This window comes from Brevundimonas sp. AAP58 (assembly GCF_001295975.1).
Taxonomy (GTDB): Bacteria; Pseudomonadota; Alphaproteobacteria; order Caulobacterales; family Caulobacteraceae; genus Brevundimonas.
The window spans coordinates 1-20,337 of the sequence record NZ_LJHU01000066.1 but is presented as its reverse complement, the minus strand read 5'-3'; the positions used below and the strand labels follow the sequence as shown (position 1 = coordinate 20,337).

Sequence of the window (20,337 nt, the reverse complement as noted above, 5' to 3'; positions counted from 1 at the left end):
GTTGCAGGCCTGAAGGACGCGGCGCCAATCCGGCCCGATCACGTAGCGGGCGTTCCGTGTCGACATGGTGCGATTTGAGTTGATGGCGAGCGACGATCTGACAGCCCCCAAGAGTCCGCGTCCGGGCGAAATCCTGGACTTCGCGCGTTCGGAACTGTTCGACCGGACCTTCCACGAGGGCATGGAGCTCGTGGAGGAGACTGCGTCCTATCTCGATGGCGACGGCCGCAGGGAGTCCAAGCTCCTGTCGCGGTCGGCGGCCCTGGCCTATGCCGGCGAGAGCATGAAGCTCACAACGCGGCTGATGCAGGTAGCGTCATGGCTCTTGGTCCAGCGTGCGGTTCGGGAAGGCGACATGACGCCGGAAGCGGCCGCAGATCCGCGCTATCGACTAGCCGAGCGTAAGGCGGGAGCCGAACCAACCAATCGGGATATCCCGATCGCCCTCGTGGAATATCTGGTGCGGGCCGAAAAGCTCTATGATCGCGTTCTGTATCTGGACCGGCGCATGTATCTGGACGCGCCGGTCGAGCCCGACGTCAATCCGGTGTTGAGCCAGCTCGGCAGGCTGGAAGCCGCTTTCCGGTCTTGAGCTTCAGGGGCCAACGTCGTTGGCGTCGATGCGCCCGTCGGCGACGACTTCCGGCAGGATGACGGCGATGCCAAGCGCTTCGGCGAGAGTCCGGTCTCTGCGATAAACGTCCTCGCGGAATGCAACCCGTCCCTGACCGTCGACGAAGGCGGTCCAGTAGAGCAAGCGCACACCGATCTCCCGACCCGTCTGGATCCGGGTCGTGCGACGCGAGGCCTGGGCGGCATCGAACTGGCCCAGCAGGCTCGGGTCGGGCGACAGCAACAGGCGCGCGAACTCGACTGCATTCTGCACCCGAACACAGCCGTGCGAACGCTGACGCATCGACAGGTTGAAGGCGGCCTTGGACGGGGTGTCATGCAGGAAGATGGCGTAGCTGTCCTGCAACTCGAACTTCACATAGCCGAGGGCGGCGTTCGGTCCGGCACGCTGGATGACCGTGCCGTTCTGAATATACATGTTCTGGCTGGCCAGATAGGCGGGACCCCGTGGCAGGATCTCGCGGCGCGCAATGCCAGCGGGAACATACCAGGGTGGATTGGCGACGACCGAGGCGAAGGGCTTCTCCAGGCTGGGCGTCTGGGTCGCGGGGGCACCGACGACGACACGGTTGGAATGAACCGGGCGGCCGTCCTTCCAGTAGACCATGATGGCGGCGGCTGTGTTGACCTCGATCCGCTCGGGATTGAGGTCGCGCTTCAGCCAGCGGCGGCGTTCGAGGTTCAAGGCGATCTGGCGCGCGCGATCCTCGGCCGAGGCCCCGAGCGATGCCTGGGTCGATGGTCCGATCCGGCCATCGGCGGCGAGACCATGACGCGTCTGGAACCCCTGGACCGCCTCCTGCAACTCGGGACCATAGACCAGCCCTTCGGCGGTCAGACGCGCCCCGGCCTCGGCCGTCAGGTCGCCTTCTGCCACAAGGCGGGCGATCAGGGCGGGGATGCGGTTGTCGCTGGAGCCGGGCTCGAGCGTGCCGGCACGTACCGGGAAAGCGGGCCAGCCGCCCTGATTGATCAGGCGGCGGTAGCGAACGTAGCCGGCCGACAGATTGCTATAGCCAATGTCGGTCGGGGCCAGGCCCTCGAACCACTCGACGAGCCGGTTCTGAACAAGGGCGTCGTTGAGGCCAAGCGGCACGTCGACGACGTTCTTCTGCATCTCCCACAGTTCTTCGACCGTCTCGGGTCGCACGGCACCGAAGGCGAGCACGCGGGCATATTTCAGGGCAGCGGCCGTGGTGCGCAGATCGGCGCTGTCCGGATCAGCGGCGAGGCCGACGAAGTCGAAGTAGTCGGCTTTGGAAAGGCCGTGCCGCTCGGCGCGATTGGCGGCCTCACTCAGACGGCGCACGCGATCGGCGTTCCAGACCGGCCGCCAGTCGTTCAACTCGTAAAAGGCGCGCACGTCGGCCTGATCGGCCGTGGGGAGACGGGCGATCTGAGCGTTGAAAGCGGCGAAGTAGGGGCTGTTGCTCGTCGTGGCCTGCGGCTGATACGCGGTCTGCGCCATCGCAGGCGCGGCCATGGCCGCCGCCGCGGCGCCGAGGGTCAGTTCACGTCTGTTCATTCTCGCATCGCCTTCGTCCGACACCCCGTGGATCACGACGTCCACGCCCCGTGGGTTGAACGCGGTGATGTTATCCACGTTCAGGACAAACAAAAAGCGCCGGTCACGTGACCGGCGCCTTTCGTGATGTTGCGGCTACAGTCGCCGTCGGGTCACTTCTTGATGAAGCCGCCGAACTTGTTGTTGAAGCGCGATACGCGGCCACCGCGGTCCATTAGCTGCTGGTTGCCGCCGGTCCAGGCCGGGTGCGTCGACGGATCGATGTCCAGGTTCAGCACATCGCCTTCCTTGCCGTAGGTCGAGCGGGTCTTGTAGCTCGAGCCGTCGGTCAGGGTGACGGTGATGAAGTGGTAGTCCGGGTGGGTATCGGGCTTCATGGTGGTGGCGTCCGGTCTCTGCGCGGTGACGATGCCGACCGTCGATGCGCGAAATTGAGAAATCCCGCCAGAAAGCCCGGCGGGAGCGAGGGGCGGCGTTTACACCGGGGCGCCATCCGGGGCAAGAGGCGCAGCCCATGACTGACGCCGCCGCGCCGATTCCTGACACCGCCTCCGGCCCAGCGGCCGCGCCGGGACGCCCGGGCGCAGGGGCAGTGCTGGTCGAGCAGATCGGCGAGGCCGGCGAGCGTCGGGGAAAAAGCCGCGATGTCCGACCGCTGCTGCGGCTCTGGCCCTTTCTGGTCCGGCACCAGCTGGACGCCTTCATTGCCCTGTTCTGGTTGCTGTCGTCGACGGCGGCGTCGCTGGGGCTGACGGCGACGGCGCGCGGCGCGATCGACCACGGGTTCGAGAACGGCGGCAGCGACATCGACCGCTGGTTCCTGTTCCTCGGGGCCAATGCCGTGGCGCTGGGGATCGCCACGGCCGTCCGCTACTTCTACGTCACCAAGACGGGCGAGCGGGTCATCGCAGACCTGAGAAAGGCCCTGTTCGAGCGGGTGTTGACGCTGGACCCGGCCTTCTTCGCCAAGATGCGAACGGGCGAGGTGCTCAGCCGCCTGACGACCGACATTGCCCTGGTTGAGACCCTGCTGACGACAGCCGTGTCGTTCGCGCTGCGCAACCTGCTGACGCTGATCGGCGGGATTGTGCTGCTGTTCATCGTCAGCCCCAAGCTGACGGGCTTGGTCCTGCTGACCGCGCCGCTGCTGCTGGGGCCCGTGTTCATCTTCGGGCGGCAGGTCAGGAAGCTGACCGTGAAGTCGCAAGACCGCTTCGCCAACGCCGTCGGTTTCGCGGGCGAGAGCGTAGACGCCATCGAGACAGTCCAGGCCTTTGGCCGTGTCACCAGCGCCGCGACCCGGTTCGGCACGGTCGTCGAGGAGGCGTTCGGCGTGTCCCTGACCCGGATCCGGGCCCGGGCCTGGATGACGGCGCTGGTGATCGTCGTGATCTTCGGCGGCATCACCTTCGTGCTGTGGTTGGGGGCTCAGGACGTCGCGGCTGGGACAATGACGCCGGGTGCCCTGCTGCAGTTCGTTCTGCTGTCGGTCTTCACGGCTGGGGCCGTCGGCGCGCTCGGCGAGAGCTGGGGCGACGTGCAGAAGGCGTCCGGTGCCATGGAACGGATCGATGAGCTTATGCGTGCCGTTCCCGCCATCGCGGTACCAGAGCGGCCGGTCACCCTGCCATCACCGCCGGAGGGCCGCGTGGCGATGGCGGGGGTGCGTTTCGCCTATCCGGGACGACCCGATTTGCCGGCGCTGAAGGGTTTCGACCTGACCGTGCGACCCGGCGAGACGGTGGCCCTGGTGGGTCCGTCCGGGGCGGGCAAATCGACCGTGTTTCGGTTGCTGCTCCGCTTCTACGATCCTCAGGCGGGGTCTGTCAGCGTGGATGGCGTGGACGTGAAGACCGCCGATCCAGCCGAGGTCCGCGCCCGCTTCGCCTGGGTGTCGCAGGAGGCCCCGCTGTTCTCGGGGTCTGCGCTGGAAAACATCCGCTTCGGCCGGGAAGCCGCCAGCGAGGACGAGGTCCGCCAGGCGGCCGAGGAGGCCCAGGCCCTGGGCTTCGTCGAAGCCTTGCCGGAAGGGTTCGCCACGCCGCTCGGCGAACGCGGCAAGAGTCTGTCGGGCGGTCAGCGCCAGAGACTGGCCATCGCCCGCGCCCTCGTCCGTGACGCGCCGATCCTGTTGCTGGACGAGGCGACCAGCGCGCTCGACGCCGAGAACGAGGCGCTGGTGCAGGCGGCGCTGGACCAGGCCATGGAGACGCGCACGACCCTGGTCATCGCCCACCGTCTGGCGACCGTTCTGCGCGCCGACCGCATCGTCGTCATGGAAGACGGCATGGCGGTGGAGGAGGGGACCCACCACGAACTGGTGGCCAAGGGCGGGCTCTATGCCCGGCTGGCAGAGTTGCAGTTCCGGGAGAACTGACGCCTCCCCTCAGGGACGATCGGATCGCGCCTGAACAGCGATGCCCGGGTGATCGGTGAAGACGGCGTCGACGCCGAGCCGATAGAAGCGCCCCAGCCAACCCGCCATGTCGCCAAGGCCGTGATCCTCGCCGCCCCGGAACTCGACGGGCAGGAAGACGTCCTCGGCGCGGAAGGTCCAGACCACGACCTTGAGCCCGGCGGCATGGGCGTCGGCGACCAACCTCGTTGCCACGGGCGCGGCCCCTGAGGCATCGCGGGGGTAGATCAGACTGGTCTCGACCCCGATGGCGTCGGCATAGGTCGCGATCTCGGCCAAGCCCTCGGGACGGGCCATTTCGGCGTAGGTCATGCCGGGCCGGTCGAAGGGGCCGCCAACCGGCGACATCAGCTGGAGCAGCGGCGCGTCCGTCGCCTGACCCAGCGAACGCAGAACCTCGACCTCGAAAGACTGGATCATCACCGGGCTGTCGGCGGCCATCAGGGCGTTGGCGGACAGGGCGGCGATCAGGGGCGGCTCCATCGGCAGGCCGATCGAGGCGAAATAGGTCGAGTGCTTCAGTTCGGGCGCGACGCCGACGGTTCGGCCGGTCCGTGCCGAACCCGCGCGCGCGATGTCGATGACCTCCTGAAAGGTCAGGATCGGCTCCTGCCCGTCGAAACCGGCGCTGGCGGGCCGCAGCGCCGGCAGGCGCTCCCGGGCGCGCAAGGTCCGCAGCTCCGCCAAGGTGAAGTCTTCCGTGAACCAGCCCGTGACGGGACGACCGTCGATGGTCCTCGTCGTCCGCCGGTCGGCGAACTCGGGACGGGTAGCGACGTCGGTCGTTTCCGAAATCTCGTTCTCGTGTCGAACGACGAGATGGCCGTCCTTCGACATGACCAGATCCGGCTCGATGACATCCGCGCCCTGGTCGATGGCCAGCTCATAGGCGGCGCGGGTGTGCTCGGGCCGCTCGCCCGATGCCCCGCGATGGGCGATCACCAGCGGAGCGGGTTGGGTCTGGGCCGCGACGGGGCCGGCGATCAGCATGGCGACGAGAATGAACCGGATCATGCCCGGACGGTAGGGCGCGCCGACGACAGGCTGGTGACGCCTCAGGCCGCCTGCAGAACCTTGCGCAGCGTCGGGTGCACCTCGGCGTTGGCGGCGAGAATGGTCGCGCCTGTCTTGGGATCGCCGCCCTCCTCGATGGTGGTGACGATGCCGCCCGCCTCGGTGACGAACAGGATGCCGGCCGCCACGTCCCAGGGCTTCAGATTGCGCTCGAAATAGGCGTCGTAGCGCCCGCAGGCGACCCAGGCGAAATCCAGCGCTGACGAGCCGAGACGACGGATCCCGGCCACGCGCTGACCCACCGCATGGATATCCTTGATCGCCTGGGCATGGCCCGTTTTGCCTATGAAGGGCAGGCCCGTGGCGATCAGGCTGTCGGCCAGGTCGCGCCGACCCGAGACGCGGATGCGTTGGTCGTTCAGATAAGCGCCCTTGCCCTTCTCGGCCCAGAACAGCTCGTTCATAACCGGGTTGTAGGTGACGCCCGCCACGATCTCCGAGCTGCCGTCCGGGGCAAAGCGTTGCAGCCCGACGGTGATCGCGAAATGCGGCATGGCGTGCATGAAGTTCGTGGTGCCGTCGATCGGGTCGACGATCCAGGTGTGGGACTTGTCGGTCCCCTCCATCAGGCCGCGCTCCTCGCCCAGGAAGCCGTAGCCGGGGCGGGCCTTCATCAGCAGTTCGTAGAGCGTGTCCTCGGCCTTGATGTCGGCGGCCGTCACGAAGTCGCCGGGCCCCTTTCGCGACACCTGCAGGTTCGCAACCTCGCCGAAGTCGCGAAGCATGGGGCGCGCCGTCTTGCGGACGGCGTCGATCATCACGGAGACGAGGGCGGAGGCGAGGGCCATGGGGGAAGCTCCTGGTCCGTCTGTCCTGAAAAGGCGGGCTGCCCGGACAGACGGAGAAGTTCAGAACTGGCCCCGAAGGGCAGGGACGTCGATCAGTCCGCGCGGCGGACGTATTCGCCGGTCGTGGTGTCGACGATGATGCGCTCGCCCGCCGACATATAGGGCGGGATCATGATGCGCACGCCGTTGTCGGCGATGGCGGGCTTGTAGGACGACGACGCCGTCTGGCCCTTCACGGTCGGCTCGGTCTCGGTGACCGTCAGGGTGACCTGGTCGGGCAGATTAAGGCCGATGGGGCGGTCGTCGTGCATCTCGATGACGACCTTCATGCCGTCCTGGAGGTAGGGGATCGAATCCTCGCCGACCCAGTCCTTCTGCAGCTCGATCTGCTCGTAGGTCCGGTCGTCCATGAAGACGAGGGCATCGCCCTGTTCGTAGAGGAAGGAGAAGTCCTTCTGCTCCAGCGTGACGCGTTCGACCTTGTCCTCGGACCGGAAGCGCTCGTTCAGCTTGTTGCCCGTCTCCAGGTTCTTGGCCTCGACGTTGGCGAAGGCACCGCCCTTGCCGGGCTTGACGTGGCTGGCCTTGGTGACGACCCACAGGCCGCCGTTGTGCTGGAGCACCATGCCGGGCTTGATGGTGTTGCCGTTGATTTTCGCCATGAGGGGATCGCTGGAGCTGGGGCGCGGCCACGACGGCCGGCGCGAATTCGGGCGCGATCCCTAGAGGAAGCCGCCCGGCAGGGCAAGGCGGCGGACAGGTTGGGGCCGCTATCGCTCACCGCGCCGCATCTCGCTGGTTGAGCGCGATCAGTGAACCGTTGCCGCCGCCTCCTCGGCCTTGCGGTCGACCAGATTGGCCAGACGCACGCCTGTGCCGGTCGGGGATGCGAGCTTGCCGGCCTTTGGATCCAGTTTCCTAGCCTCATGCGCGAAGGCGGCAGCGAGGCCGGCCGACGTCATGGCCGCCGCGATCTGCATTCCGCGGCTGGCGGGGCGAATCGCGATCCAGACCGCGCTGATCGCCTGGGCCCCCGCCCAAAGGATCATGGCCGAGGTCCGTTCCGGCCGGGCAGGGGCGTTCCACACGCGCACCGCTGAGAGGGTCGTGGCCGAAAAGACGGCGGGCAGCACCAGGCTGAAAGCGCCGCGCGGACGCTCGGTCACGGGAGCAGCTCCCTTTCGCACCTGAGCGACCGTCCGACGTCGCGGGCCGATCGCGCCGCTGGCCACCGCCGTGGCCAGCAGAGCGAAACCGACCGTCACGGCGACGCCGAGGACCACATGGCCGATCTCGCGGTCTTCGGCGTTCAGGAAGTCTGCTGCGGCTTCGCGGATGTCATCCAGTCGATCGTCGATGTCGCTCATTCGCTTGCTCCACTGCTGGGAAGCGGAATGAGCGGCCTGCGCGACGGTTCCGATCAGAGGCTCTCGTCCTTCGGCACCGTCAGATCGGCGGCGTCATAGGCATAGTCGAGAAGGTCACCCGGTCGGCAGCCCAGAGCTGCGCAGAGCCTTGCCAGCGTCGAGAAGCGGATGCCCTTCACCTTGCCGGAGCGAAACAGCGACAGCTGGGTCTCGCTCAGGCCGACCTCTGCCGCGAGGTCGCGCGCTTTGATCCCCTTCTTCACGATCATGGCGTCGAGGGTCACGCGGACGGGCATCAGATCATCTCGTCCAGCTCGGCCTGAACGCGGCCAGCATGGTCGATCACACGGCCCAGCAGGTAGAGCGCGCCACCGATCATGCCCAGCGTCATGCCCGCGACGTCGAAGTAGAGATAGCCGCCCCGGCTCTCGCCGATCAGCCGCAATATGTTGGTGACGCCAAAGACGCTGAGCACGCCGCCGGCCCCAAGCGCCAGGCCAACTTTCCTCAGCGTGCCCGCCAGGGTCGCCTGGATCAGGCGTCCGCGCGCCACTTCGCCCAGACCCTGGCCGATGGCCCACACGCCATAGAGATAGCACACCGTCGGCAGGGCGAAGACGGCCGCGCCGATCCCACCTTCCCGGACCACCCCGTCGCGAAGCCAGAGCGCCAGCGGAAAGCCGATGTGCATCAGCGCCAGAAGTCCGCCCACGCTGACGACCATGAAGATCGCTAGCCATCGGTACTGGGCGCACAGGCGGCGAAAGGCGGCGGCGTCGTGGGTCGGCATGGCGTCCTCTGTCTGACTTTTCTTTAATCTTGACTTAAAGATCAGTTCTTCGCAACTTTATCTCTGACTTAAAGTTGGAGCTAGGCATGGCGGCGATCGATACAGAGGGACTGACGCGTCGGTTCGGCAGACGCACGGCCGTGGACGCTGTGACGATGACGGTCCCGGAGGGCGCGGTTTACGGCTTCCTCGGTCGTAACGGCGCGGGCAAGACCACGACTCTGAAGATGCTGCTGGGGCTGCTCAAGCCCACGGCGGGCGTCGCCCGCATCGCGGGGCTCAACGTCGCGCGAGACCGCATCGCGGCGGCGCGGCGGACCGGCGCTCTGCTCGAGGCGCATGGGCTCTACGCCAACCTGACGGGGCGTGAGAATCTCGACCTGACCCGCTCCTTGCTGCGATTGCCGCGCGCCGAGGTGGATCGGGTGCTGGAGGTCGTCGACATGACCGCCGACGCAGCCCGGCGTGTCGGCGGCTACTCTCTGGGCATGCGCCAGAGACTTGGGCTGGCCCGCGCCATGCTGGGCGCGCCGCCTGTGTTGATCCTCGACGAGCCGACCAACGGCCTCGACCCCGATGGCATCGCCGACATGCGGCGGTTCCTGAAGACCCTGCCCGAGCGGACCGGGGCGACCGTGCTGCTGTCCAGCCATCTGCTCGGCGAGATCGAACAGACCGCCACCCATGTGGGTATTCTGAGCGAGGGGCGGCTTGTGCTTGAGGGTGAACTGGCGCGGCTGAAGGCCGACCTGGCCCCGGAGATCGGCCTTCGGGTCGATGACACCACCCGGGCCCGCGCCGTGCTCGCCGCGCACGACCTGACCGTCGAGGATCAGTCGGACGACATGACGCTTCGCCTGCGGCCGGGACAGGATCACGAGGCCGTCACGGCCGCCGTCAATCGCGACCTCGTGGGAGCCGGCGTTGCGGTCTTCGCCCTCGTGCCTCGCGCCCGCTCGCTGGAAGGCATCTACCGCGCGGTCAGCGCGGCCCCGAAGGTCGGTTCCGAGGAGATCGTCTGATGCTATCCGTGCTGTGGGTGGAAATCCGCAAGCTGAACCGGTCTCTGGCCCTGCTGCTGGCCGTCGCCGCACCATGCCTGATCGGCATCTTCGCCTTCTTCAACGTTGGTCGCTTCGACGAACCCGGCCCGTGGGTCCAGTGGTTGAGGACGTCGGTCGGTTTGTGGGCCTTCTTCATGCTGCCCATGAGCGTGACGGCTCTGACGGCTCTCGTCGCCCAGATGGAGCACGCCCCGCGATCCTGGGATCACTTGCGCAGCCTGCCGGTGCCGCGATGGCGGATCTATGCGGCCAAGATGACCTGCGTCCTCGGCCTCGTGATCCTCATGAGCGTGCTGAACCTGGCGATCACCTACGGGGCAGTCGAGCTGGCGGCCACGCTGAAGCCGGCCATCCGTCCGACCGGCGAGCCGGACTTCGCCGCCACGGCCCTGCTGCTCGGCAAGGTCCTCACCGCGGCCTTGCTGATGGTGGCGATCCAGTTCTGGGCGGCGATGCGGTTTTCCAGCTTCGTGCCGGCGCTCGCTCTGGGCATCGGCGGCACCTTCTTCGCGGTCGCGGCCACCAGCGCCAAGCAGGGCGTCTTCTTCCCCTGGCAGATGGCGGTCAATGTGATGGGCGAGGGCTGGCGGCATGACACAGCGCTGGCGCTCGGGGGCGGTGTCGGGGCCATCGCCCTGGTCGCCGCAGTCATTCACCTCAGCCGCCGCGAGGTGCCCTGACCTCAGCCGCCGGTGGCGCTGTTATCCGTCGCGATCTCGGTCATGGCGGACTGCAGATAGTTCTGCTCGCCCAGCTGTTCGATCAGCTTGAACTGGGCCTCAAGGAAGTCGATGTGTTCCTCGGTGTCCGACAGGATTTCCATCAGGATCTGGCGGCTGACGAAGTCCGACGAAGCCTCGCACTGGGCGATCGCCGCCAGCTGGGCCGCGCGACCGTCGATCTCGAGCTGAAGATCGGCCCCCAGGCATTCGATGCAGCTCTCGCCGATCTTGAGCTTGTGCAGGTCCTGCATGTTGGGCAGGCCGTCCAGGAACAGGATGCGCTTGATCAGCTTGTCGGCGTGCTTCATCTCGCCGATCGATTCGTCATAGACGATCTGGCCCAGGTGCTTCAGGCCCCAGCTCTCGAACATGCGGGCATGCAGGAAGTACTGGTTGACCGCCGTCAGCTCGTTGGTCAGCACCGCGTTAAGGGTGCGGAGGATCGCGGGATCGCCCTTCATGGGTGTCGGCTCCTGAGTGAATCAATCGGGGCAGGGAGCGCCCGAGAACGCGTCATAACACAGGCAGATGCGGCCGTGGGCTGTTGCGAGGCCTTATCACCACATTGATATTGCGAATGATTTTTGTCGCCAACTACTCGGCGGCGAGGGCGAAGGCCTGGCGGCTGTCGTCAATCATCTGCCGCATCTCGCAGACGCACTTGGCGCATTGGGCCGCGCAGCCATTTCGGTCGAACACGTCGCGGGGACGCCGGGCACCCGCCTCGATGGCGAGGGCGACATCCCGTTGGCGAAGGCCGTTGCAGTTGCAGACGTACACGCGGGCGGCTCGGACAACTCAGTTGCGACTGGTTCTCCATAGCATGATCGGAATGGATTGCAACGCATTCTCATTCGCCCGGTTGACGGCGGGCCTGTGCCGTCGCACCAGCGGCGCATGCGCGCTCCGGACTGCCAACTCTACCTCATCACGCCGCCGTTGATTGTCGACCTTGAGGCGTTCGCAGGCGCGCTGGAGCATGCGCTGGATGCAGGGCCTGTGGCGGCGCTGCAGATCCGGATCAAGCCAGCGGACGATGCAGAGATCACGACCGCCGTGCAGCGACTGGCTCCGGTCGCTCAAGCCAGAGGCGTGGCCATCATCCTGAACGACCGTCCCGATCTTGCGGCAGCGCTGGGGTGTGACGGGGTGCATGTCGGCCAGTCGGACTGCTCGGTCGCCTCGGCGCGTCGGGTCATGGGCAAGAGCGCGATAATCGGCGTGACGTGCCACGACAGCCGCCATCTAGCCATGGAGGCCGCCGAGGCCGGCGCAGACTATGTCGCCTTCGGAGCCTTCTTCCCGACATCGACGAAGGAGACCGTCCACCGGCCCGATCCGGACATTCTGACCATCTGGCAGGAAGTGATGGAGGTGCCCTGCGTCGCCATCGGCGGAATCACGGTCGACAACGCCGCCATGCTGGTCGAAGCCGGGGCAGACTTTCTGGCGGTCAGTGGGGGTGTCTGGGGCCATCCGGAGGGACCTGCCGCCGCGGTCAGGGAATTCACCAGAATCCTCACGCCGGGTCCTTAGCTTCAGACGATGTTAGGAAGCGCGTGCTTAATCACGACGGTCGCGCTTCTCCCCCGAGTGTCCCCCGGATGCCCCACAGCCGTGTCCTGACTACAGCGGACCTCGACCCCGTCGTCGGGGCCGGTGTCGCGCGGTCGCAAAGGATTACGACGGCCGCGACCCTGTTCAGCGATCCCCTGGTTCCGCTTGCGACGGTCGCGGGCGTCTTGCTGCTGACTGTACTGGCGATCTCGACCGCGCGGACGGCTGGCCTCGTTGCCGCTCTGTGGGCCGCGAACGCGCTCGCCGTGGCCGTCTGGCTCCGCAGTGGGCGGGGATGGAGCTACGACCTGTGTTTCGGCGGCCTGATCGCCGTGGGTGTTCTCTCGGGCCAGTTCCTCGCTGGCAACCGTCCGGAGCTTGCGGCCATGTTCACGGCCGCGAACATGATCGAGATCGTGGCCGGGGTTCTGCTGGCTCGCCGGTTCGCCCCGACGCTCAATCTGGCCAGCGTTGAAGGGGCCTGTCGCTTCATTCTGGCTGTCGCCTTCATCGCCCCGATCGGGGCCGGATTGTTCGCGGCGGTGGGTCTGATGCTCATCAACGGCGCGGATTTCCTTATTTCCTTTCAGACGTGGTGGTTTGGTCATGCCCTTGGCCTGGCCGTCGTTGCGCCCTTCGTGCTCGCACTGGAGAAGCAGCCTCTGCGGGTCCTGCTGTCGCCGTGGCGAATCGCCGAGACGGTCTTCCTGTTCGGCCTGTTGCTGGCGGTCTGTATCGTGGTCTACTTCGTCGTGACGCGGCCAGTGGGCTTCGCCATGATCCCGGTTCTGATCCTGATCGCCGCGCGGCTGCGCGTGATCGGGGTTACGGCGGGGCTGGTTGTGATGTCGATCTGCGCCATCGCAGCCCTGATGACCGGAGCAGGGCCCTGGCGCTTGGTCGAAGGCGATCTGGCCGAGCGTGCCATGCTGATGCAACTGACGCTGTTGTTCGGCTATGTGCCGATCGTCCTGGTCGCCTCCCTGTTGGAAGAGCGTGATCGGCTGTCCGAACGCGCCAAGGCCGGACAGCTGCGGGCCGAACGGGCCTCAGCGGCCAAGTCACGACTGCTGGCCAATGTCGCCCATGAGATCAAGAGCCCGATCGGTGGCGTCATCGGCATCGGTGACCTGTGGTCGTCGGGTCAGCTGGGTCCCGTCACCGAGACCCAGAAGGAGATGGCCCAGATGCTGGTCAAGACCGCGCGCCAGGTGGAGGCCCTTTCACATGATCTGCTGGACGTCGCCCGCGCAGAGTCCGGGGCAGTCAAGGTCGAGCTGCGCCCCACCGATGTGCCGGGCCTGCTGGACGACGTCTGCCGGGCCACGGCCCTGCGTCCGGAAGCGGCGCGGCTGAAGATGACCGTGGTGGCTGAGGGTGATGGTCTGGTGGCGTTGGCGGATTCGCAGCGTCTCGCCCAGGTCATCGACAACCTGGCCACCAATGCGGTGAAGTACGCCGCGAGCGGTGGGACGCTGACGTTGCGGGCCAGCCGGATCTACGACGGCGTCCGCATCGAGGTCGTCGACAAGGGACCGGGCCTGTCGCTCGAGAAACAGGCCCAATTGTTCGAACCGTTCAACCGCCTCGGGTTGGAGCGCTCGGCGGTCGAAGGTCACGGCATCGGTCTGGCCCTGGCCAAGCGTCTGGTCGAGTTGCAGGGCGGCTCGATCGGCGTGACGTCAGCCCCGGGGGAGGGCGCGACCTTCTGGATCGAACTACCGGCGGCCTGACCAGATAATCATCTAATGATGAATTCTTGCGGCGTGTGGTCGCGCGTCGGCTTGCGCGGTCGACTTTCTGTCCCCGAAGGCGCAAAACCCTATTGAATCTAGGGTCATTGGGACAAAGCCCGTGGACTTCGACGCGCTATTGCTTTCGCGGCTTCAGTTCGCCTTCACAGTGGCGTTCCACATCCTGTTTCCGGCTTTCACCATCGGGCTGGCCTCCTATCTGGCTGTGCTGGAGGGCCTGTGGCTCTGGACCAAGCGGGAAGCGTTCAAGACCCTCTACCTTTTCTGGGTGAAGATCTTCGCGCTGAGCTTTGGCATGGGTGTCGTCTCGGGCGTGGTACTCAGCTACCAGTTTGGAACCAACTGGTCGGAGTTCATCCGGCTGACTGGCGGGGTCATCGGGCCGTTGATGGCCTATGAGGTGCTGACAGCCTTCTTCCTCGAGGCGTCGTTCCTTGGCGTGATGCTGTTCGGGTGGAAGAAGGTCGGTCCCCGGTTGCACTTCCTGTCGACTTGCCTCGTCGCCATCGGGACGATGATCTCGGCCTTCTGGATCCTTTCGGCCAATAGTTGGATGCAGACGCCGCAGGGCCATCAGGTCCTCGCGGATGGCACCTTTGTCGCCGTCGACTGGATGCAGGTCATCTTCAATCCCAGCTTTCCGTCGCGGCTCGCGCACATGCTGGTCGCGGCCTTTCTGACGACGGGTCTGGTGGTCGGAGCCGTGTCAGCGTTCCATGTGCTGAGGGACCGGGCCAAGGGCCGCAAGGCAGATGGCTGGAACGAGAGCCGGATCTCTCTGGTCATGGCCATCGGCCTGATCGCCGTCCTGGCCCCGCTGCAGCTCGTCGTCGGTCACTGGTCGGGCGAGGTGACGCACAAGTACCAGCCGTCCAAGACCGCCGCGCTGGAGGGTTATTGGGAGACCCGTGCCGACCAGCCGCTGCACCTGTTCGGCATCCCCGACCGCGAGGCGCAGAAGAACCATTTCCAGATCTCCATCCCCGGCCTGGGCAACATGGTCCAGAACCTGCCGCGCGATGAGGTCATCCAGGGTCTGGACGCCTGGCCGAAGGAAGATCAGCCGCCGCCCTTCATTCCCTTCTTCGGCTTCCGGATCATGGTCGGGCTGGGATTGTTGATGATCGGTCTGGGTGCCTGGGGCGGCTGGCTGCTGTGGCGGCGCAAGGTGTTCGACAGCCCGTGGTTCCTGCGCTTCTGCGTCGCCATGGGCCCGTCTGGCTTCATCGCCGTGCTGGCGGGCTGGATGGTGACCGAGGTCGGGCGTCAGCCCTGGGTGGTCTATGGCGTCCTCAAGACCCGCGACGCCGTTTCGCCGGTGATTACCAGCCAGGTCGCGACCTCGCTGCTGGTCTACATCATCGTCTATTCCATCGTCTTCACCGCCGGCGCGATCTTCATCCTGCGCCTGATGAAGGAGGGGCCGATCGCTGCCCGGGTGGAGCATGAGCCTCGCTCGCAACGGCCGCCCGGCACGCCGTTGGCCAAGGCTCCGGAGGACACCACGCCCGGTGATGACGACGACACGCCGGACGGGCCCGACGGCCTGAGGGGAGCCACGTCATGAACCTCGATCTCCCGCTGATCTGGGCCGGTCTGATCGCCGTCGCCGTGCTGCTCTATGTGCTGCTCGACGGCTTCGACCTCGGCATCGGCATCCTGTTTCCCTTCGCGTCCTCCAAGGAGGAGCGCGACGTGATGATGAACACGGTCGCCCCCGTCTGGGACGGCAACGAGACCTGGCTGGTGCTGGGGGGAGGGGGCCTGCTGGCGGCCTTTCCGCTCGCCTACTCCGTGGTCATGCCCGCCTTCTACCTGCCGATTTTGCTGATGCTCGCGGGACTGATCCTGCGGGGCGTGGCGTTCGAGTTCCGGTTTCGCGCCAACGACCGGGGTCGCCGGTTCTGGACCCAGATGTTCGCCGGCGGTTCGATCTTGACGACGGTGGCGCAGGGTTTCGTGCTGGGCGGTTTCATCCAGGGGGTGACGGTTCGCGACGACCGGTTCGCTGGAGGGCAGTTCGACTGGTTCACGCCTTACACCCTGCTGGTTTCGGCCGGGCTGCTCGCCGGCTACGCCTTGCTCGGCGGGGCCTGGCTGATGCTGAAGACCAAGGACAATCTGCACGGCGACGCCAAGCGCTGGACCGCCTGGAGCGCTCTCGCCACGGCGGTTCTGCTCGCGGCTGTCAGCGTGGCGACGTTGCTGGTGCATCCGCGTGTCGCGGCGCGTTGGGGGTTCGATCTGGGTGACGGCTTTTCGCTGGAGCTGGCGACGCTGTTGCCGCTCCTGCCCATTCCGCTCCTTGGGCTGGCCGGGCTTGGCATCGTCTGGGTCATGTCGCGCCAGGGGTCGCACGGTTGGCCGTTCGTAGGGGCGATGCTGGTGTTTCTGTCGGGCTATCTGGGCCTTGCGGTCGGTTTCGCGCCCTATGTCGTGCCCTATTCCCTGGATTTCCGGCAGGCGGCCGCGCCGGACAATGCGCTGGGCCTGATGTTGGTCGGAACGGCGGTGATCCTGCCGATGATCCTGGCCTACACCGCCTGGGTGTACTGGGTGTTCCGGGGCAAGATCGATGAGGAGGCTGGCTATCATCATTAGACCCGTCCCCCCGCCGGAGCCGGACGAGGACACCGGCCCGCTCTGGAAGAGGCTCGTGTGGTTCCTCGGCCTGTGCGTCGCCGGTATCGTTGTCGTCGGCGGCGTTGCCTATACGCTGCGGAGCTTGCCGTTCATGGGCTGAGGCGACATGGTCGTGGCCATGTCCAGCGTCCTGCTCCTCTCCGCCCTCGCCGCGCTCCAGACCGCGTCTCAGCCCCAGCAGAGCACAGCGAGCGATCTTACCCGCATGCTGAACGGGGCTCCACCGGCGGCTGACCGTCCGGTGACCACGACGCCGCCCGCGCGTACCTCGACAGCCGGAACGGTACCTGCGACCACCGCGCCCCCTGCGGGGCCCGTGACGCCGTCCGCCGCCGGGTCCAGTTCGGCCAACGGACCAGTGATCGCGCGACCCTCCGCAACGGCGACGCCGCCGACGGGCGGAGCGCGCCCTACCGCACCGGCAACGAACAGCCCGCCCACCTCGTCGCCCGCTGTCCGCTCGACCACGCTCCCCGTGACGACCGCGACGCCGCCCCGCGCGTCGACGGTTGCAACACCGCCAACGAGCCCCGTCACAGCGCCGACGGGGCCGCTGACGACCCGTCCCCCAGCAACTGGACCCACGCCCGCGCCCTCCACGGGCGGGGTGACCACGCCTGCTGCAGTCGTCCCAGAGACCTCCGGTGAAGCGGTGCTGGGGCCTGCGGCCGAACCGGCCGAGCCTGCGCCTCCGCCAGTCACCGTCCTCACGCCCGCCGCCATTGCCGCGCTGCCCTTTGCTCTGGATCTACCGAACGGCGTGACGATGACGACCGGTCGACCAGGTCCGAACTTCACCATCTGGACCGTGCGCCGCGGCGAGCGGTCGCTGGTGACCATTTATGCCGGACCCGCGTCACAGTTTCCGATCTACTCTGGCGAGATGATGGAGGTTGGCGGGAGAACCTCGATCGTGGCCAGTGAGGAGGGGCGGCGCGTCGCCGTTGAGCATCTGTTCGTGCGAACGGCGACACCCCAGGAAATCCATACCTGGATATCCAGCGTGGAGGGCGAGGACCGTAGTCTGGCCGAGCGCATCGCCCAGAGCATCGACCCGCGCTAGGCGCGGCGTACCGGTGTGTCGGTCGCGCCCAGCCGAAGGCCGCGTTTGCCGACGAAAACCAGCACCTCCTGCCCCTCGGCGGCGGCCCAGCGGCGGAGTTGCCCTTCATAGGGCTCGCGGCGCCAGTCATGGGGGCGTGCGGCGTCGCATTCGACGATCAGGCGGTGGCCGTTCTGCTCGGAGTGTAGAACGAAGCCGGAGGCGGTGGGCTTCCAGCGGTCGTCGAGCGCGTCGGTCAGGAGCCAGAGGCAGTTGAAGACGCGGCAATCCTCGGGGCGGTCGGCGTAGATGGCGCAGCCCGTCGTCTTGCCGAAATGTCGGCACCAGCGGCCGGCGGGCTTGTCCAGCGCCGTGACGCCCATGAGCTTGCAGCACAGGCCGCAGTCGCCGCAGGACTTCATCGAAAGGTGACCCCGGCGTCGGTTGCGTACTCCGATCGGATGACGTGATAATGCGAACGAATCGCAAAATGGAGCGCCGCCGTGATCGTTCTGACCCTCGGAGCCACTGCCCTGGCCCGGCTCATCCGGCCCGACCGCAGTGAACCCTGCACCGAAGAGGCCGACCCGCCCGTCACGCGCTGATCCAGCCGTTGCGGCGACCGAAGGCCAGGACGAGCTCGGGCCAGACAGCGGCGGGCTTTCCGGCGATCAGGCGGATGCCGAAGCCGTGCCCGCCTTCCTGAAACAGATGCGCTTCCGTGGTGACCTCGGCGGCGCGAAGGGCGTTCAGCAGCATCAGGCTGTTTTCCGGTGGAACCCCGGTGTCGTCCATCGCGTGGATCAGGACGGTCGGGGCCACGCCTCTCCAGTCCAGCCGCTCCAGCGACCATCGCGCGATCGTCTCGGATGACGGGGAGGGGCCCAGCAGGTGCTCCCTTGATCCAGAATGGGTGTGCGGGTCCGCCATCGTCACGACAGGGTAGAGCAGGATGTTGAAGTCGGGGCGGAACGACACCGCGTCGGCGTCGTCCACCGGGGCGTAGGTCGCGTCCGGCCGCGCCGCGAGCAGGCCCGCGAGGTGTCCGCCCGCCGACGCGCCCAGGCTGGCGATGCGCCCGGGGTCGATGCCGAACTCCGGAGCGCGATGGCGGATCAGGCGCAGCGCGCGCTGGGCGTCCTGAAGCGGGGCGTTGGGTCCGGCCGCCCAGCCATCGGCGGGAAGGCGATAGCGAAGGACGAAACAGGTGACGCCCGCGGCGGCGAAGACGCGGGCGACATCCAGCCCCTCCTTGTCCACTACGGCCCAGCGATAGCCTCCGCCCGGGATCAGCAGCAGCGCAGCGCCGTTCGGTCGGTCGGGCCGAACGACCGTCAGGATCGGGTCGGTGGTGTACTGGGCATAGCGGTCGTGGAACGACGGATCGGTCGAGCGTTCGGGCACGACCGGCGTGACCGTCACACCTTCGCCGCCGGGGGCACCGCCGGGCCACAGCCGGAGGGTCTCGGTCGGGTCGGGCGGGGCGAGGGGCGGGGACTGGCGCGCGAGGGTCGGCGAGGCGGCGGCGAGCGCGCCGATCCCGATCAGGCTGCGCCGGTCGAGCGTCACGCCATCTCGACCGCAAGGGCCACGGCCTCGCCGCCGCCGATGCACAGGGATGCCACGCCCTTCTTGCCGCCGCGCGCCTGAAGCGCCGCCAGAAGCGTCGTCAGGACCCGGGCGCCGGACGCGCCGATGGGGTGGCCCAGAGCCGTCGCGCCGCCGTTGACGTTGAGTTTGGCGTGGTCGATGCCGAGCTCCTGCATGGCGATCATGGCGACGACGGCGAAGGCCTCGTTGACCTCCCACAGGTCGACATCCTCGACCGACCAGCCGGCTTTCTTCAGCGCCTTCTGCATCGCGGGCACGGGCGCGGTGGTGAACAGGCCCGGCTCATGGGCATGGGCGGCGTGGGAGACGACGCGGGCGACGATGGGCAGGTTCAGCGCCCTGGCCACGCTCTCGCGCGTCAGGACCAGGGCGGCGGCGCCGTCGGAGATGGAGCTGGCGTTGGCGGCGGTAATGGTGCCGTCCCTGGCGAAGGCGGGCTTCAGGGTCGGGATCTTGTCGGGGTTGGCCTTGCCGGGTTGTTCGTCCTCGCTGACCACCGTCGTGCCCTTGCGGTCGGTGACCTCGACCGGGACGATCTCGGCCTTGAAGGCGCCGGATGCGATGGCGTTCCGCGCGCGGGTCAGGCTCTCGATGGCGTAGGCGTCCTGTCCCTCGCGGGTGAACTGGTACTGGCCCGCCGCGTCCTCGGCGAAGGCACCCATCAGCTTGCCGGGCGTGTAGGCGTCCTCCAGGCCGTCCAGATACATGCTGTCGACGATGACGTCGTGGCCGATGCGGGCACCGCCGCGATGCTTGGTCATCAGGTAGGGGGCGCCCGTCATAGACTCCATGCCGCCGGCGACGATGATGTCAGCCGATCCGGCGGCGAGGCTGTCCGCCGCCATCATCACGGCCTGCAGGCCCGAGCCGCACATCTTGTTGACGGTGGTCGCCTCGACGTGCTGGCCGAGACCGGCGCCGATTGCGGCCTGGCGCGCCGGGGCCTGGCCGAGACCGGCGGGCAGGACGCAACCCATGACGATCTGCTCGACCTTGTCGGCGGAAACGCCCGCGCGCTCGACCGCCGCCTTGACCGCCGTGGCCCCGAGCTCCGTCGCCTTGACGCCGGACAGGGCCCCCTGAAAGCCGCCCATCGGCGTGCGGGCGAAGGAGACGATGACGACGGGATCGGACATGGAAACTCTCGCGGGCTATTCGGTGCGGATGTAGCGAGGACGACGGCGGAATGCGAGGGGTGGGTGTGGGCCTGTATGTGCGGTCACGGGCCCGCCTCTGGCGCCCTGGATCAGGTCCGGGGTGCCTGTCTCCGCCCTGGGGGCGGAGGGCCGGTGAGGCGCGGGCACGCCTCATCGCTCTTCCGCTGTGAACGGGTGGGAGGGGCGGGCGGAGC

The 20,337-nt window shown here is 67.3% G+C and carries 23 protein-coding genes; 9 read left to right on the top strand and 14 right to left on the bottom strand.

Translation table 11 applies throughout. From position 1 onward, the window contains the following. Positions 1 to 82: 82 nt before the first annotated feature. Entirely contained in the window at positions 83 to 592 is a 510-nt protein-coding gene (locus tag IP78_RS09440; protein WP_054111451.1) for a DUF1465 family protein, read from the top strand. 3 nt (positions 593 to 595) lie between these two features. Here IP78_RS09440 and IP78_RS09435 read toward each other — a convergent pair whose 3' ends face one another. Both IP78_RS09435 and rpmE read right to left on the bottom strand, forming a co-directional pair. Continuing rightward, positions 596 to 2,158, bottom strand: a complete 1,563-nt coding sequence (locus IP78_RS09435; RefSeq protein ID WP_054111450.1) for a murein L,D-transpeptidase — start codon at positions 2,156 to 2,158, stop codon at positions 596 to 598. A 152-nt stretch (positions 2,159 to 2,310) separates the two neighbouring features. Beyond that, the gene (gene rpmE / locus IP78_RS09430) at positions 2,311 to 2,535 is read right to left on the bottom strand and encodes a 50S ribosomal protein L31 (RefSeq protein ID WP_029416192.1); all 225 of its coding nucleotides are present in this window, start codon (positions 2,533 to 2,535) and stop codon (positions 2,311 to 2,313) included. Between the two features lie 137 nt (positions 2,536 to 2,672). Between rpmE and IP78_RS09425 the strand changes: the two genes are divergently transcribed. Beyond that, positions 2,673 to 4,535, top strand: a complete 1,863-nt coding sequence (locus tag IP78_RS09425) for an ABC transporter transmembrane domain-containing protein (protein ID WP_156320351.1) — start codon at positions 2,673 to 2,675, stop codon at positions 4,533 to 4,535. 9 nt (positions 4,536 to 4,544) lie between these two features. On the opposite strand, the gene IP78_RS09420 is transcribed toward IP78_RS09425, so the two are convergent. The 6 genes from IP78_RS09420 to IP78_RS09395 form a co-directional block, all read right to left on the bottom strand. Further along, positions 4,545 to 5,588, bottom strand: coding sequence for a glycerophosphodiester phosphodiesterase (locus IP78_RS09420; protein ID WP_054111433.1), 1,044 nt, complete (start codon positions 5,586 to 5,588; stop codon positions 4,545 to 4,547). A 41-nt stretch (positions 5,589 to 5,629) separates the two neighbouring features. Then, positions 5,630 to 6,436 (bottom strand): inositol monophosphatase family protein, encoded by an 807-nt coding sequence (locus IP78_RS09415; protein ID WP_054111432.1) that lies wholly within the window; start codon positions 6,434 to 6,436, stop codon positions 5,630 to 5,632. A 92-nt stretch (positions 6,437 to 6,528) separates the two neighbouring features. Beyond that, a complete protein-coding gene (gene efp / locus IP78_RS09410) occupies positions 6,529 to 7,098 on the bottom strand; it encodes an elongation factor P (RefSeq protein WP_054111431.1) in 570 nt (189 codons plus the stop codon). A gap of 147 nt (positions 7,099 to 7,245) precedes the next feature. Beyond that, a complete protein-coding gene (locus IP78_RS09405) occupies positions 7,246 to 7,803 on the bottom strand; it encodes a tryptophan-rich sensory protein (protein WP_054111430.1) in 558 nt (185 codons plus the stop codon). Positions 7,804 to 7,856: 53 nt separating this feature from the next. Further along, positions 7,857 to 8,099 carry a helix-turn-helix transcriptional regulator gene (locus IP78_RS09400; protein WP_054111429.1) on the bottom strand — a complete coding sequence of 81 codons (243 nt, stop codon included), beginning with the start codon at positions 8,097 to 8,099 and terminating at the stop codon, positions 7,857 to 7,859. Then, positions 8,099 to 8,593, bottom strand: a complete 495-nt coding sequence (locus tag IP78_RS09395) for a DUF2975 domain-containing protein (RefSeq protein ID WP_054111428.1) — start codon at positions 8,591 to 8,593, stop codon at positions 8,099 to 8,101. The genes IP78_RS09400 and IP78_RS09395 overlap by 1 nt, the downstream gene beginning before the upstream one ends. 86 nt (positions 8,594 to 8,679) lie before the next feature. Between IP78_RS09395 and IP78_RS09390 the strand changes: the two genes are divergently transcribed. Together IP78_RS09390 and IP78_RS09385 are read left to right on the top strand one after the other, a co-directional pair. Next, positions 8,680 to 9,615, top strand: a complete 936-nt coding sequence (locus IP78_RS09390) for an ABC transporter ATP-binding protein (protein ID WP_054111427.1) — start codon at positions 8,680 to 8,682, stop codon at positions 9,613 to 9,615. Continuing rightward, complete coding sequence (locus tag IP78_RS09385) at positions 9,615 to 10,337, top strand: ABC transporter permease (protein ID WP_054111426.1); 723 nt, start codon at positions 9,615 to 9,617, stop codon at positions 10,335 to 10,337. The genes IP78_RS09390 and IP78_RS09385 overlap by 1 nt, the downstream gene beginning before the upstream one ends. 2 nt (positions 10,338 to 10,339) lie before the next feature. Here the strand turns inward: IP78_RS09385 and bfr are convergent, their stop codons facing one another. Both bfr and IP78_RS09375 read right to left on the bottom strand, forming a co-directional pair. Then, positions 10,340 to 10,840 (bottom strand): bacterioferritin, encoded by a 501-nt coding sequence (bfr, locus tag IP78_RS09380; protein WP_054111425.1) that lies wholly within the window; start codon positions 10,838 to 10,840, stop codon positions 10,340 to 10,342. 133 nt (positions 10,841 to 10,973) lie between these two features. Then, entirely contained in the window at positions 10,974 to 11,159 is a 186-nt protein-coding gene (locus IP78_RS09375; protein WP_054111424.1) for a bacterioferritin-associated ferredoxin, read from the bottom strand. Between the two features lie 117 nt (positions 11,160 to 11,276). Here IP78_RS09375 and thiE point away from each other — a divergent pair, with 117 nt between their 5' ends. The 4 genes from thiE to cydB all read left to right on the top strand — a co-directional run bounded on the left by thiE (position 11,277) and on the right by cydB (position 16,291). Further along, on the top strand, positions 11,277 to 11,915 hold the full coding sequence (thiE, locus tag IP78_RS09370) for a thiamine phosphate synthase (protein ID WP_054111423.1): 639 nt from the start codon (positions 11,277 to 11,279) through the stop codon (positions 11,913 to 11,915). A 68-nt stretch (positions 11,916 to 11,983) separates the two neighbouring features. Continuing rightward, on the top strand, positions 11,984 to 13,669 hold the full coding sequence (locus tag IP78_RS09365; RefSeq protein WP_054111422.1) for a HAMP domain-containing sensor histidine kinase: 1,686 nt from the start codon (positions 11,984 to 11,986) through the stop codon (positions 13,667 to 13,669). 121 nt (positions 13,670 to 13,790) lie between these two features. Continuing rightward, positions 13,791 to 15,257, top strand: coding sequence for a cytochrome ubiquinol oxidase subunit I (locus tag IP78_RS09360; protein ID WP_054111421.1), 1,467 nt, complete (start codon positions 13,791 to 13,793; stop codon positions 15,255 to 15,257). Beyond that, positions 15,254 to 16,291, top strand: a complete 1,038-nt coding sequence (gene cydB / locus IP78_RS09355; protein WP_054111420.1) for a cytochrome d ubiquinol oxidase subunit II — start codon at positions 15,254 to 15,256, stop codon at positions 16,289 to 16,291. Before IP78_RS09360 ends, cydB begins: the two co-directional genes overlap by 4 nt. Positions 16,292 to 16,501: 210 nt before the next feature. Here cydB and IP78_RS09350 read toward each other — a convergent pair whose 3' ends face one another. Next, on the bottom strand, positions 16,502 to 16,948 hold the full coding sequence (locus IP78_RS09350; protein WP_054111419.1) for a hypothetical protein: 447 nt from the start codon (positions 16,946 to 16,948) through the stop codon (positions 16,502 to 16,504). Between IP78_RS09350 and IP78_RS09345 the strand changes: the two genes are divergently transcribed. Next, positions 16,941 to 17,396 (top strand): hypothetical protein, encoded by a 456-nt coding sequence (locus tag IP78_RS09345; RefSeq protein ID WP_156320350.1) that lies wholly within the window; start codon positions 16,941 to 16,943, stop codon positions 17,394 to 17,396. The two genes, IP78_RS09350 and IP78_RS09345, sit on opposite strands and share 8 nt — an antisense overlap. Here the strand turns inward: IP78_RS09345 and IP78_RS09340 are convergent. The 3 genes from IP78_RS09340 to IP78_RS09330 form a co-directional block, all read right to left on the bottom strand. Continuing rightward, on the bottom strand, positions 17,393 to 17,797 hold the full coding sequence (locus IP78_RS09340) for a YkgJ family cysteine cluster protein (protein ID WP_054111417.1): 405 nt from the start codon (positions 17,795 to 17,797) through the stop codon (positions 17,393 to 17,395). The genes IP78_RS09345 and IP78_RS09340 overlap by 4 nt on opposite strands. A gap of 172 nt (positions 17,798 to 17,969) precedes the next feature. Beyond that, on the bottom strand, positions 17,970 to 18,944 hold the full coding sequence (locus IP78_RS09335; protein WP_054111416.1) for an alpha/beta hydrolase: 975 nt from the start codon (positions 18,942 to 18,944) through the stop codon (positions 17,970 to 17,972). Beyond that, positions 18,941 to 20,122, bottom strand: coding sequence for an acetyl-CoA C-acyltransferase (locus tag IP78_RS09330; RefSeq protein ID WP_054111415.1), 1,182 nt, complete (start codon positions 20,120 to 20,122; stop codon positions 18,941 to 18,943). Before IP78_RS09330 ends, IP78_RS09335 begins: the two co-directional genes overlap by 4 nt. Positions 20,123 to 20,337: the final 215 nt, after the last annotated feature.

Excerpts from the sequence above, each read along its gene's own strand:
- IP78_RS09440 (WP_054111451.1), top strand. The coding sequence starts at position 83 with ATGGCGAGCGACGATCTGACAGCCCCCAAGAGTCCGCGTCCGGGCGAA.
- IP78_RS09435 (WP_054111450.1), bottom strand. The coding sequence starts at position 2,158 with ATGAACAGACGTGAACTGACCCTCGGCGCCGCGGCGGCGGCCATGGCC.
- rpmE (WP_029416192.1), bottom strand. The coding sequence starts at position 2,535 with ATGAAGCCCGATACCCACCCGGACTACCACTTCATCACCGTCACCCTG.
- IP78_RS09425 (WP_156320351.1), top strand. The coding sequence starts at position 2,673 with ATGACTGACGCCGCCGCGCCGATTCCTGACACCGCCTCCGGCCCAGCG.
- IP78_RS09420 (WP_054111433.1), bottom strand. The coding sequence starts at position 5,588 with ATGATCCGGTTCATTCTCGTCGCCATGCTGATCGCCGGCCCCGTCGCG.
- IP78_RS09415 (WP_054111432.1), bottom strand. The coding sequence starts at position 6,436 with ATGGCCCTCGCCTCCGCCCTCGTCTCCGTGATGATCGACGCCGTCCGC.
- efp (WP_054111431.1), bottom strand. The coding sequence starts at position 7,098 with ATGGCGAAAATCAACGGCAACACCATCAAGCCCGGCATGGTGCTCCAG.
- IP78_RS09405 (WP_054111430.1), bottom strand. The coding sequence starts at position 7,803 with ATGAGCGACATCGACGATCGACTGGATGACATCCGCGAAGCCGCAGCA.
- IP78_RS09400 (WP_054111429.1), bottom strand. The coding sequence starts at position 8,099 with ATGCCCGTCCGCGTGACCCTCGACGCCATGATCGTGAAGAAGGGGATC.
- IP78_RS09395 (WP_054111428.1), bottom strand. The coding sequence starts at position 8,593 with ATGCCGACCCACGACGCCGCCGCCTTTCGCCGCCTGTGCGCCCAGTAC.
- IP78_RS09390 (WP_054111427.1), top strand. The coding sequence starts at position 8,680 with ATGGCGGCGATCGATACAGAGGGACTGACGCGTCGGTTCGGCAGACGC.
- IP78_RS09385 (WP_054111426.1), top strand. The coding sequence starts at position 9,615 with ATGCTATCCGTGCTGTGGGTGGAAATCCGCAAGCTGAACCGGTCTCTG.
- bfr (WP_054111425.1), bottom strand. The coding sequence starts at position 10,840 with ATGAAGGGCGATCCCGCGATCCTCCGCACCCTTAACGCGGTGCTGACC.
- thiE (WP_054111423.1), top strand. The coding sequence starts at position 11,277 with ATGCGCGCTCCGGACTGCCAACTCTACCTCATCACGCCGCCGTTGATT.
- IP78_RS09365 (WP_054111422.1), top strand. The coding sequence starts at position 11,984 with ATGCCCCACAGCCGTGTCCTGACTACAGCGGACCTCGACCCCGTCGTC.
- cydB (WP_054111420.1), top strand. The coding sequence starts at position 15,254 with ATGAACCTCGATCTCCCGCTGATCTGGGCCGGTCTGATCGCCGTCGCC.
- IP78_RS09340 (WP_054111417.1), bottom strand. The coding sequence starts at position 17,797 with ATGAAGTCCTGCGGCGACTGCGGCCTGTGCTGCAAGCTCATGGGCGTC.
- IP78_RS09330 (WP_054111415.1), bottom strand. The coding sequence starts at position 20,122 with ATGTCCGATCCCGTCGTCATCGTCTCCTTCGCCCGCACGCCGATGGGC.